At 40.8% G+C, this 11,652-nt stretch carries 10 protein-coding genes and 1 other RNA gene; 8 read left to right on the top strand and 3 right to left on the bottom strand.

Annotated features, from left to right (window positions below; all coding sequences use genetic code 11):
• Window positions 1-73: 73 nt before the first annotated feature.
• Complete coding sequence (locus ACMZOO_RS04220; RefSeq protein WP_440905536.1) at window positions 74-952, top strand: LysR substrate-binding domain-containing protein; 879 nt, start codon at window positions 74-76, stop codon at window positions 950-952.
• 68 nt (window positions 953-1,020) lie between these two features.
• Entirely contained in the window at window positions 1,021-1,863 is an 843-nt protein-coding gene (gene kduI, locus ACMZOO_RS04215; RefSeq protein WP_440905535.1) for a 5-dehydro-4-deoxy-D-glucuronate isomerase, read from the top strand.
• A gap of 73 nt (window positions 1,864-1,936) precedes the next feature.
• Here kduI and ffs read toward each other — a convergent pair.
• An RNA gene (gene ffs, locus ACMZOO_RS04210) (signal recognition particle sRNA small type) lies at window positions 1,937-2,033 on the bottom strand.
• A 202-nt stretch (window positions 2,034-2,235) separates the two neighbouring features.
• Between ffs and aroA the strand changes: the two genes are divergently transcribed.
• Window positions 2,236-3,522, top strand: coding sequence for a 3-phosphoshikimate 1-carboxyvinyltransferase (gene aroA, locus ACMZOO_RS04205; RefSeq protein WP_440905534.1), 1,287 nt, complete (start codon window positions 2,236-2,238; stop codon window positions 3,520-3,522).
• Between the two features lie 841 nt (window positions 3,523-4,363).
• Here the strand turns inward: aroA and ACMZOO_RS04200 are convergent.
• Together ACMZOO_RS04200 and ACMZOO_RS04195 are read right to left on the bottom strand one after the other, a co-directional pair.
• Window positions 4,364-6,520 (bottom strand): di-heme-cytochrome C peroxidase, encoded by a 2,157-nt coding sequence (locus ACMZOO_RS04200; protein WP_440905533.1) that lies wholly within the window; start codon window positions 6,518-6,520, stop codon window positions 4,364-4,366.
• Window positions 6,521-6,631: 111 nt separating this feature from the next.
• Window positions 6,632-7,237, bottom strand: coding sequence for an ANTAR domain-containing response regulator (locus ACMZOO_RS04195; protein ID WP_440905532.1), 606 nt, complete (start codon window positions 7,235-7,237; stop codon window positions 6,632-6,634).
• Window positions 7,238-7,569: 332 nt separating this feature from the next.
• Between ACMZOO_RS04195 and ACMZOO_RS04190 the strand changes: the two genes are divergently transcribed.
• The 5 genes from ACMZOO_RS04190 to ACMZOO_RS04170 are packed head-to-tail and all read left to right on the top strand — an operon-like array spanning window position 7,570 to window position 11,569.
• Window positions 7,570-7,722 (top strand): periplasmic nitrate reductase, NapE protein, encoded by a 153-nt coding sequence (locus ACMZOO_RS04190; protein ID WP_440905531.1) that lies wholly within the window; start codon window positions 7,570-7,572, stop codon window positions 7,720-7,722.
• Window positions 7,723-7,731: 9 nt separating this feature from the next.
• Entirely contained in the window at window positions 7,732-7,995 is a 264-nt protein-coding gene (locus ACMZOO_RS04185) for a chaperone NapD (protein ID WP_440905530.1), read from the top strand.
• Window positions 7,996-8,005: 10 nt separating this feature from the next.
• Window positions 8,006-10,501, top strand: a complete 2,496-nt coding sequence (gene napA / locus ACMZOO_RS04180; protein ID WP_440905529.1) for a nitrate reductase catalytic subunit NapA — start codon at window positions 8,006-8,008, stop codon at window positions 10,499-10,501.
• 10 nt (window positions 10,502-10,511) lie between these two features.
• Entirely contained in the window at window positions 10,512-10,973 is a 462-nt protein-coding gene (locus ACMZOO_RS04175) for a nitrate reductase cytochrome c-type subunit (RefSeq protein WP_440905528.1), read from the top strand.
• A gap of 11 nt (window positions 10,974-10,984) precedes the next feature.
• Window positions 10,985-11,569, top strand: coding sequence for a cytochrome c3 family protein (locus tag ACMZOO_RS04170; RefSeq protein ID WP_440905527.1), 585 nt, complete (start codon window positions 10,985-10,987; stop codon window positions 11,567-11,569).
• Window positions 11,570-11,652 lie beyond the last annotated feature (83 nt).

Raw genomic sequence — 11,652 nt, 5'->3', positions numbered from 1 at the left:
CTGTTAATAGCTAAATTCTATCAAAAGTGTTAGTTTTGATTTTATTCTGACGTTAGTTAATCCAGATGACTAAATGAATATTAAACATCTTGAATACTTTTGCACATTAGCGAAAACACGCCATTTTGCGAAAGCAGCACAAATTTGCCATGTCACTCAACCCACATTGTCAGCTGGCATTGCAAAATTAGAGAAGGAATTAGATGCAGAATTGGTTGTGCGTGGTCGCCAGTTTATTGCGTTAACTGAACAAGGCCAGTTGGTATTGCAGTATGCAGAGAATATTTTGTTGGAGCAGCAAAATATTAAACAAGAAATTAGTTTGTTGCAGTCTGGTTTAACAGGTCATTTAAAGCTGGGGATAGTGCCGCAATCGAATGTTGATATCATGCCGATAATCGCCAAGTTTAACCAAGGTTTTCCAGATGTTGCTGTGCAGTTGTCTGTGATGACCAATCAGCAAATAGTGAGTGCTTTGCTCGGTCATCAAATCGATATTGGCTTAGGTTTCTATGATGCTGAGATGGCTAGATTAGAAGGGCAATTTAATATTATTCATCAAGGCAGCAATCAGCTTGCAGTGTTGCTGGCCGCGAATAAAATTGAGCAATTTTCGAATTTTAAACAGCTTGCGTTGGCTGACGTGGCGCGGTTGAAATTATGTTTGCTCAATAAAAGCATGCAATTTAGACAAAATATTGATCGGCTGTTTAATAATGCTGAACTTGAAATGCAACTGGTGTTTGAAACGGATTCGCTATTTCATCTAATTAATGCGGTTAAACATAACTTAGGCAGCGCCATTGTAACCTTAGAAACAGCTAAAATGGCCGAAAAACTATTTACCATACCGTATATAAAGTTACACGGCAGCCAAACACCAGAAACCGTATTTTTGAGCCGAAAAAATCATCTGACTGTGGTAGCAAAAGCATTTATCAACTCAATTTAGTTATTTCATTTTGCTAACTTGTAAGATAACAGATATGATACTTGTTTTGTGAGTTACGCGAGATAGCTATGACAGTAGAATACACAACCCAATATGCGATTGGACCAAATGAAGCCCGCCAATTTGATACCAAACAGCTTAGAAGCTCATTTTTGGTCGAAGATCTTTTCCAGCAAGATAAAATCCAATTCGTTTATACGCATTATGATCGCCATATGGTAGGCAGTGCCGTGCCTGTTGAACAAACTTTGGAGCTCACATCAATTGACCCACTTAAAAGCGACTGGTTTTTATCGCGTCGTGAACTTGGCATTATCAATGTGGGTGGCGAAGGTTCAGTTACGGTTGATGGCCAAGTGTATCAATTGGCGAATAAAGAAGCTTTATATGTAGGCGCGGGTGATAAAAAAGTACTATTCAGCAGCACTGATGGACAAAACCCAGCAAAATTTTATTTAAATTCGGCAACTGCGCATCATGCTTACCCAGATAAAAAAGTAACCCGCAAAGAAGCTAATGTATTGCAGATGGGCAGCGCTGAAACTTCAAACGAGCGCGAAATTAACCAGATGCTGATTAATGGTGTGGTACAAACTTGCCAACTACAAATGGGCATCACCATCTTAAAATCAGGTAGCGTGTGGAATACCATGCCAGCGCATCAACACGACCGAAGAATGGAAGCCTACTTATACATTGATTTACCGCAAGACCAAGCGGTAGCGCATTTTATGGGTGAACCAACCGAAACTCGTGTGTTATGGGTTAAAAATAACCAAGTTGTTGTGTCGCCACCTTGGTCTATTCACAGTGGTGCTGGCACTTCAAACTATGCTTTTGTTTGGGGTATGTCAGGTGAAAACCTAGATTATGCTGATATGGACAAATACTCAGCGACAGAATTAAACTAATTTGATATTGGCAAACAACCAGGATGTTTGTCAGGGTATGGTTGTATCAACAGAAGGGAAATTTGGGTGGCAACCTTGCCAGCGACACCTCGGCACATGAGTTATTCGCTGTGGCTGCTACCTTCCGGTCCTGACCAGGTTCACGAACTATCATTGCGAGGGAACCAACAAGGTTACCATAATGAGACGCAGTGCATTATCCATATTCAAAGACCTTTCGCAAGCCTTGTGAGTTAATTTTAGCTTTTTGTCGTTTAATCGCTGTTTTATTCAACAAATTCATAGTTTTTAGTTGAGGGTTAAATCGCATTAATGCTGAATACTGGGTATAATCTTGGCAGTTTTTTAAGTTTATAGATAAGAGCAGAGTTGATGGAAAGCTTAACAGTTGCACCTATTACCGCAGTTGACGGTGAAGTGACCATTCCAGGTTCTAAAAGTTTGTCGAACCGAATTTTATTATTAGCTGCACTCGCGAAAGGCGAAACGCACATTACCAATTTATTAGACAGTGACGATATTCGCCACATGTTAACTGCACTTAAACAGTTAGGTGTGAGTTATGAATTATCTGCTGATAAAACTGAGTGTACAGTAACAGGTTTAGCAGGCCCAATTAACTTTGATGGTAGTGCTGAGTTATTTTTAGGTAATGCTGGTACAGCAATGCGTCCATTGGCAGCAGCTTTATGTTTAGGCCAAGGTGAGTTTGTTTTAACAGGCGAGCCACGTATGTTTGAGCGCCCAATCGGCCATTTGGTTGATGCTTTACGTCAAGTTGGTGCTGACATTGAATATTTAAAAGATACTGATTTCCCACCATTAAAAATTAATGCGACTGGTTTAAAAGGCGGCCGTGTTGAAATTAAAGGTAGTATTTCTAGCCAGTTTTTAACTGCATTATTAATGGCTGCACCTTTAGCCCAACAAGATTTAGAAATTGTTGTGATTGATGAGTTGGTTTCTAAACCTTACATTGAAATTACTTTAAGTTTAATGAAGCAGTTTGGTGTTGAAGTTGAAAACCAAAATTACCAGGTATTTAAAGTTAAAGCGGGTCAAACTTACCAGTCACCAGGTCGCATTTTGGTTGAAGGTGATGCGTCTTCGGCTTCTTACTTTTTAGCTGCTGCTGCTATTAAAGGTGGCACGGTTAAAGTAAATGGCGTTGGTACTAAGAGTGTGCAAGGTGATGCACGTTTTGCTGAAGTGTTAGAGCAAATGGGCGCTATTGTTGAGTGGGGCGAAGAGTACATTTCTGTAACTAAGAGTGGTCCATTACGTGCGGTTGATGTTGATTTAAACCATATCCCAGATGCGGCTATGACTATTGCAACGGCGGCTTTATTTGCTGAAGGTACTACAGCTATTCGCAATATTTACAACTGGCGTGTTAAAGAAACAGATCGTTTATCTGCTATGGCGACTGAGTTGCGTAAAGTTGGTGCTACGGTTGAAGAGGGTGAAGATTATATTATTGTAACCCCACCAGTTGAGGTACAAACTGCGGCAATTGATACTTATAACGATCACCGTATGGCGATGTGTTTTAGTTTAGCTGCTATGGGGAAAAACCCTATGATCATTAATGATCCTAAGTGTACTGCGAAAACTTTCCCGAATTATTTTGAGTTATTTGAGTCGGTTGTTAGTCACTAATTTTTAGATCTCATACCCCAGAATAAGCCCGCTAAAATAAAGATTTTAGTGGGCTTGCTTTTCCCACATCATTTCACATTTTTTTAATTGTATTGCGTCAAGTGTGCTGCAATATGTATGGAAATCACTAGAGCATAACTATCACAAAAACGCTGTTTCTAGATTCAAGCAAACTTTGAGTAGATTATTCGTCCCTGAAGGGCAGGCCCTGTCGCCGTCCTTGACTCCACCTCATCAGACTGCGAAGCGGTGCTTCGGTTCTGATTCGCCCCTGAAAAAGAGATATTGCTCTAAGTTATTGCTCTAGCACTTTCCTACATTTATATCGCTGTTGTTTATTCTAGATGCAATAAAAATGTGCGATAAAAGTCCAACTGAATGCTGATTTTCTAAAACTTCACAAGGCAGGGAAGCCTTGTGAGAGCGACCATGGAAGGTGTACAGCGCTTTTAGAAAATTATGCTTCAGTTGGGCTTGTTACCACTGAATCTATAGCGCTTCTTGATTTGTGGCAGAGGAGGTCAAAGGTAAATGGAGTATTCCTCGCAAAATCGCTTTGAACTCGTCCCTGAGCCGCTCGCAAAAGATATCCCTATCTTTTGAAGTTTTGCTCGCAACACATCCATTCACCTTTTCTGATATTTAGTCGCTTTACTGTTTTTCAATCGATGCTGTTGTTCATTGTATAAGCGATAAAAATGCTCGATAAAAGTCCAACTGAATGCTGATTTTCTAAAACTTCAAAAGGCAGGGAAGCCTTGTGAGAGCGACCATGGAAGGTGTACAGCGCTTTTAGAAAATTATGCTTCAGTTGGGCTTGGTTTCACCATGCCTGAAGCAATTAAATCGACTTCATATATTCAACAATTTGCCATCTTTGTTTATCGGTTAACGCCGGTAAAACCTGACCATTCGGCAATTGAATATCTTTAGTACCATATTCGTGGCCAGCATTGCTGTTACCTACTTTAGAAGTATCAAAAACAAACCCATCGTAGCCATCACTAACAAAACCAACTTTTACTGGGTCGAATAAACGACTACCAACTACAAACTGTTCTGGGCGACATTTTTCACCATCGCTGATTTGCTTTGCAGTACATTTAGGTAAAAGTAGGTCGTATAAAGTAGGTACTGATCCGTTATGTAGGTATGGTGCGGTTGCCCATACACCATTCATAGGTCTTGCTTTATAGGCTAATACAGATGCCCATGGGTTAGCTGTGGTATCTGGGTTGTAGTCACCACGTTTTATCGATTGTTTAATGTCGTTATCAAAAAAGGTTGCGGCTAGGTTGTATAACCAGTCGAACCAATTGGCTAACCAGCCTTTGTCTGGGTCTGGTGTTGCAACTACATTGCGGGTCGCGGCAGTCAGGATAGCTGCGACTGGTGCTTGTTCTTGCATTAAAATATCACCAACATCCGTACCTAAATAAATGCCTTCTAGGATACCTGTATGACCTGTGTAGTTAACACTATTAGCTGCCATTTTTTCATCTGTTTGAATGGCTTCAAGTTTGGCCATTTGTGCGACAACTTTACGCCTTGGATTGGTTGCTTCTATCGGTAAATGGCAGCTACCACAGTGTTGTTCAAATAGTGTTTGTCCGGCTTTAACATCTTGCCATTTTATTCGACCTAATATTTCTTCAGGCCACATTGGGCTAGTTAAATCTTTGAGCTGAGATTCAATTAAACGCAAATTGGTTAAATCGACCGATGACTTAAAGTGGGTATATTTACCATTGTCATTTTTGGGTTGACCGCCAATTAAAGTGGATAAAGTACTGTTTTTAGATTCGTACCAATCAAGTGTCGCAAATACGCCCATGACTTCGCCTGTATTCCGGCCAACAGCGCCTACGCCTGCGTTGGCGGCTATGCCGTTCCATTGTACATAATCATGTTGGGCTATATCCCACAAGAAGGGATACGACACAGGTGCGTCGGGCGCGTTAAATAAAATTTCTTTTAATTTGCGTAGTTGCGCCATGTTTTCGACTAAGTTGGCTGAGTCTGGGTCAAGATCAAACTGGCTGATTAGCCTATCAAATACTCGCGGCAAATCATCGTTGTCGACTAATCCATCATTTAAATCACGCAACAGCTCTGAAGCTGTGGCACCATCAAATGATTCAGCGATAGATTGCTGCAGCTGTTTTTTATTCAGAGTGTGTTGCAAAACACGGTTAAAAATACGCCCAAATGCATCTAAACGCGCATAACCATATTCTGTTGGGCTAAAGTTAATGTAGTTATATAAGGATACTTGCAGCATATATTTGTGCAAATCAGCTTCAATAGCTTGTTCGTTATCGTAGTTATGCTGGCCTAAAATACCTTGTTTTAAGTTGTAATTTAAAACATTGGTGATAAATCTATGTTTTTTATGTTTATCTTGCAGCGTTGCTGAGAGGGCTGCTTCAAGCTCGCGCATAAACATATCCATGTTTGCCATTGCTGGGCCACCATCAATACGAATAGCCGTCTTGTTATAGACTACTTGACTGGTATGGCAGGCCGCACAGGTTAAACCCACATATGTTTTACCCAAATATTCATCTTTAACAAAACCAAGCGGCAGGCCATCTGGGTTAGACTCTGTCGGTTTTTGCACTATATAGCGAAATTTATCGAAGTTTTTTTCGTCTCTAAATAGCTCGTTGGAGTTGTGTTGTTCTAAAAATAAAAAGAAGTCGTAAGGAATTAAATCAGAGCCTTGAGTGGTGTTGTAGTACCACATACTTTGGCTGGCATTCCAACCTTGCCATTTGCCGTTTATTTGTGAGTTTGGAAATTGGGGGCTTGGATAAAACTTGTCGAAGCCATCTAAAAATTGTTTGTTTTGAGTGTATTGAACACCTCGGTAGGGGCTGTCATCACTAAAGCGACTTTGGTGTTTCCAGTACACGCCTAAGCCGCTGATTATAATTAAAATAGCCAAACATAACAGTGCAAGCTTGCTTAGCAGTTTGACTTTTGTACTGAATATCATCCGTATGCTCCTTGTGTGCACATACGGAAGCGCTTGTTAACACAAATCCGTATGTGTTTTATAAAATCAATGTTTTATTTTTAAGGGGCATACTTTAACAGATATGGCTAATTAGCCAACAGCTTGCATAAATGAAATAACGTTTTTCGCAACTTCGTCGATGCGTTGAGAATTGTCCATCGCCATTTTGCGTAACGTTTGATAAGCCTGATCTTCGGTTAAACCTTTGCTGGTCATTAACAAACCTTTGGCTTTATCTATCCATTTTCGCCCTTCTAATTTACGTTTTGTTTCGGTTAACTCATTTTTTAATGATTGCACTTCACGAAAACGCGCGATGGCAATTTGAATGGTTGCACCAACGTGTTGGGGGAGTTTATCTCCAACTATGTAAGCGTTTATTTTTGACTTGAGTACGCGGTCTATCATCTCTTGATCCGAAAACTCGGTGAAAATAACCATAGGTTTAGGGTCAATTTCATTGAGAATGTGCAGGCTATGAATATTTTCAGTAGTCAACCTGTCTACATCCAAAATAATCACGTTTGGATCAACATTATCTACCACTTTTAATATATGACTAGATGTTAATGCCGGATACACATCATAACCGCATGTTAGTAGGGCATTTCTTAAATCACGGTCAAAATTCTCGGATTCTACGAGTAACAAAGCTCTTAATCCGATGCTACGGTGCGACTCATACTTACTTTGCATAGTGTCTTTCTATAACTGCTTTGTTGATGAAGAACAATTTGATTTAGCAAAATGTAGACCATTTTTCTTGGTTGATTTTATCTGTTTGATTTTAAAAGATTTAACTTTTTTGTTTTCGGTGGGGAAGCATTATTTAGGCAATATCAATGCACCTAGAAAGCGCATCCGCGCGCCGTTTCAAAGCATCTAACTTGTCATTCCATTTGTTGATCTAGCGCAATATTGCTTGCGCTTTGATGGCATAGCATAGCAATTATGGTGAACAGCGAGTTCAGTGATGCTGTGCTCAGACGCAAACTGTCCACCGCTATTTTTTAGAATCATCAACGAAGGTGAATCAAATGCAAACTGAGAAAAAGCGTGAGCTAAAAATCTTTCTGTTTATAACTGTTGTCTTGTTTCCCTTATTGAGCATAGCTCTGGTAGGTGCATACGGATTTTCAATTTGGATTTACCAATTGTTGTTCGCACCACGCATTTTTTAAGGGACCATCATGAATACCGAATGGCACATAGCCAGTTTTATTGTCAGAGTCCAACCGGATTTAATCGACAAAGCCATATCTGAACTTAATCAAATCGAATACTGCGAGCTACATGGTCAAGACGATGTTGGCCAACTGATAGTAACGCTTGAAGCGCCTAGTGCTAAAGCAATGGCGAATAGTAGTGAGCAATTCCAACAGGTTAGTGGACTACTCCATGCCGTACCTGTGTATCACGAATATTTAGAAAACGAATTAAATAAACAAAGTTAGTGGGGATATTATGAAACTTTCTAGGCGAGACTTTGTAAAAGCAAGTGCCGCTCAAGCTGCGGCAGGCGTTGCAGGTGTACCTTTAACCAGTTATGCCAGTAACTTAATTACTGAATCTTCAGCAACTCAATTACATTGGGATAAAGCGCCATGCCGTTTTTGTGGTACAGGTTGTAGCATTAATGTCGCAACCAAAAATGGCAAGGTAGTCGCGACCCATGGTGATATTAAATCACCGGTTAACCGTGGTTTAAACTGTGTTAAAGGCTACTTTTTGTCAAAAATTATGTATGGCAAAGATAGATTAACCCAACCCATGTTGCGCATGACCAACGGCCGTTATGACAAAAATGGTGAGTTTACCGCTATTTCTTGGCAGCAAGCGTTTGAAATTATGGCGGAGAAATATACCAGTGCAATCAAAGAGCACGGGCCAGAATCTATCGGTATGTTTGGCTCTGGCCAATGGACAGTCATGGAAGGTTATGCCGCGGTTAAATTAATGAAAGCGGGTTTGTTGTCTAACAATATTGAGCCGAATGCTCGGCATTGCATGGCTTCAGCCGTTGGTGGATTTATGCGTACCTTTGGCATTGATGAGCCTATGGGCTGTTATGACGATATCGAAGCTGCTGATGCTTTTGTTTTGTGGGGTTCTAATATGGCGGAAATGCATCCAATTTTATGGACGCGTTTAACCGACCGACGTTTAAGCCACCCGCATGTAAAAGTGGCTGTGTTATCAACTTATCAACACAGAAGTTATGATTTGGCCGATATGCCAATGATTTTCACCCCACAAACTGATTTAGCCATTTTAAACTTTATTGCCCACTATATTATTGAAAACGATAAAGTGAATTGGGAATTTGTTAAAAAGCATACCCGTTTTAAACAAGGCGAAACGGATATTGGTTATGGCTTGCGTGATGAACATCCGTTGCAGCAAAAAGCTAAAAATGCTGATAAAGCGGGTGCAGCTAAAGACATTGATTTTGCCGCATTCAGAGAGTTTGTCAGTGAATATACTGCTGAAAAAGTCAGTGAATTATCAGGCGTAAGTGTTAAAGACTTAAATGCTTTAGCTGAATTATATGCAGACCCTACTACCAAAGTAACTTCTTTCTGGACTATGGGTTTTAACCAGCATACGCGTGGTGTTTGGGCTAATAACCTCATTTACAATATTCATCTGTTAACTGGCAAAATTTCAACACCTGGCAACAGCCCATTTTCATTAACCGGTCAACCATCTGCCTGTGGTACAGCTCGTGAAGTAGGAACTTTTAGCCATAGATTACCAGCCGATATGGTGGTTAAAAATCCAAAACATCGAGCTTACGCTGAGAAAATTTGGAAGCTTCCAAAAGATACAATTCCGGCTAAACCAGGTTTGCATGCGGTACAGCACAACCGCGCATTAAAAGATGGCAAACTAAAAGTGTATTGGGTGCAGTGCAACAACAATATGCAAGCTGCGGCCAATATTAATGAAGAAGGATATCCGGGTTATCGTAACCCCGAGGCTTTTGTTATTGTTTCTGATGCTTACCCTACAGTGACAGCTCAATGTGCCGATTTAATTTTACCTGCCGCTATGTGGGTTGAAAAAGAAGGTGCTTATGGTAATGCAGAGCGCCGTACGCAAGCTTGGTATCAACAAGTTAAAGCGCCAGGCTCAGCTCAGTCTGATCTTTGGCAGCTAGTTGAGTTTAGCCGTTATCTCAAACTAACCGACATTTGGCCAGCTAAACTTGCTAAGCAAGTGCCACACGCCAATGAATTAACTTTATTTGATGTGTTATTTAAAAACGGCAATGTGGATAAATATCCTTTACGTGAAGTACCAGCTGAGCGTTTAAATGATGAAGCGCGCCATTTTGGTTTTTACATTCAAAAAGGTTTATTTGAAGAATACGCAGCTTTTGGTCGAGATCATGGCCATGACTTAGCGCCTTACGATGTTTACCATGAGGTGCGTGGTTTACGCTGGCCTGTGGTCGACGGCAAAGAAACTTTATGGCGTTATCGTGAAGGGGCTGATCCTTATGTGAAAGCGGGCAGTGGTTTTGAGTTTTATGGCAAACCAGATGGTAAAGCGGTTATTTTTGCTTTGCCATATGAGCCGCCCGCAGAATCTCCTGATGAAGAATATGACTTGTGGTTATCTACTGGGCGTGTTTTAGAGCACTGGCACAGTGGCTCTATGACCAATCGCGTTCCTGAGTTACATAGAGCTGTGCCTTATGCTTTGTGTTATATGCACCCAGATGATGCGACAAAGCGTGGTTTACGCCGTGGTGACGAAGTTAAATTAACCTCTCGTCGAGGTTCAATTCGTATTCGAGTAGAAACACGTGGACGTAACCAACCGCCAATTGGTTTGGTGTTTGTGCCTTGGTTTGATGCTGGCCGATTAATTAACAAAGTGACGTTGGATGCAACCGATCCTATTTCAAAACAGACAGACTTTAAAAAATGTGCTGTGAAAATAGAGAAAGTTTAGGAGAGTCACTATGAATAAGTTAATTAAAATTATCAGTATCGCTAGCGCCTTGGTATGTGTAATTACGGTAAACGCTATTCAGGCTAACGACGCTTTTAATCCAATACTCAAAGCTGAAATTACCGATGATGTTGCAGCGCCAGCAATCCCAAAAGAGATTAAAAACGACGTTAAACAAAAGCGTAATTATCCAATGCAGCCGCCAGTTATTCCACATAATACTCGTGGTTATGAGGTGAATACGCGGGTTAATAAGTGTATGTCTTGCCATAGCCGTGACAGGGTAGAAGAAAGCCAAGCACCTATGGTGTCTGTTACCCACTTTATGGATAGAGATGGCAACTTTTTAGCTGAAATATCACCGCGTCGATATTTTTGTAATCAGTGCCATGTAACCCAATCAGATGTGGAGCCTGTAGTTGAAAATACTTTTACCGACTCTAAACATTTGATGAAACTGAGCGATCAGTAAGGAAGGTTAATATGAAGTGGCTAAAGTTAGTTTGGCAGACCTTTTGCAAACCAAGTGTGCACTACAGCCTAGGGTTTTTAACCTTAGGCGGCTTCTTAGCCGGAGTGATTTTTTGGGGCGGATTTAACACCGCTCTCGAGGCAACCAATACCGAAGAGTTTTGTATTGGCTGCCACGAAATGGAAAACAATGTGTATGAAGAATTGAAAACCACGATTCACTATACAAATCGCTCTGGCGTACGTGCAACTTGTCCTGATTGCCATGTTCCACATGAATGGACAGACAAAATAGCGCGCAAAATGGCTGCGTCCAAAGAGGTATGGGGGAAAATTTTTGGCACTATTAATACGCGTGAGAAGTTTATGGAAAAACGTCGTCATTTGGCCGAAAACGAATGGGCAAGGTTAAAAGCCAACGACTCACTAGAATGTAGGAATTGCCATAATTTTGATTCTATGGACTTTACCCTACAAAACCCAAGAGCGGTTGAGATGCACAGTACAGCATTAGCAACAGGTGAAAAAACCTGTATTGATTGCCACAAAGGGATAGCACATCAATTACCTGATATGCATGGTGTGCCGGGTTGGTAAGTTAACTTTGCATTGTGCTGAAAACAAAACAAGCGGCTTAGCCGCTTGTTTGCCATTTAAACTTTGAAAAATAGCCAATTGGC

Source organism: Catenovulum sp. SX2 (assembly GCF_052056295.1).
Taxonomy (GTDB): domain Bacteria; phylum Pseudomonadota; class Gammaproteobacteria; order Enterobacterales; family Alteromonadaceae; genus Catenovulum.
Note: the sequence above shows the minus strand (reverse complement) of the source record. Positions and strands in the feature narration are given on the sequence as shown.

What these genes read in the sequence shown, in the direction of transcription:
- ACMZOO_RS04220 (WP_440905536.1), top strand. Translation starts at nt 74, where the DNA reads ATGAATATTAAACATCTTGAATACTTTTGCACATTAGCGAAAACACGC.
- ACMZOO_RS04170 (WP_440905527.1), top strand. Translation starts at nt 10,985, where the DNA reads ATGAAGTGGCTAAAGTTAGTTTGGCAGACCTTTTGCAAACCAAGTGTG.
- kduI (WP_440905535.1), top strand. Translation starts at nt 1,021, where the DNA reads ATGACAGTAGAATACACAACCCAATATGCGATTGGACCAAATGAAGCC.
- ACMZOO_RS04195 (WP_440905532.1), bottom strand. Translation starts at nt 7,237, where the DNA reads ATGCAAAGTAAGTATGAGTCGCACCGTAGCATCGGATTAAGAGCTTTG.
- ACMZOO_RS04200 (WP_440905533.1), bottom strand. Translation starts at nt 6,520, where the DNA reads ATGATATTCAGTACAAAAGTCAAACTGCTAAGCAAGCTTGCACTGTTA.
- napA (WP_440905529.1), top strand. Translation starts at nt 8,006, where the DNA reads ATGAAACTTTCTAGGCGAGACTTTGTAAAAGCAAGTGCCGCTCAAGCT.
- ACMZOO_RS04175 (WP_440905528.1), top strand. Translation starts at nt 10,512, where the DNA reads ATGAATAAGTTAATTAAAATTATCAGTATCGCTAGCGCCTTGGTATGT.
- ACMZOO_RS04185 (WP_440905530.1), top strand. Translation starts at nt 7,732, where the DNA reads ATGAATACCGAATGGCACATAGCCAGTTTTATTGTCAGAGTCCAACCG.
- aroA (WP_440905534.1), top strand. Translation starts at nt 2,236, where the DNA reads ATGGAAAGCTTAACAGTTGCACCTATTACCGCAGTTGACGGTGAAGTG.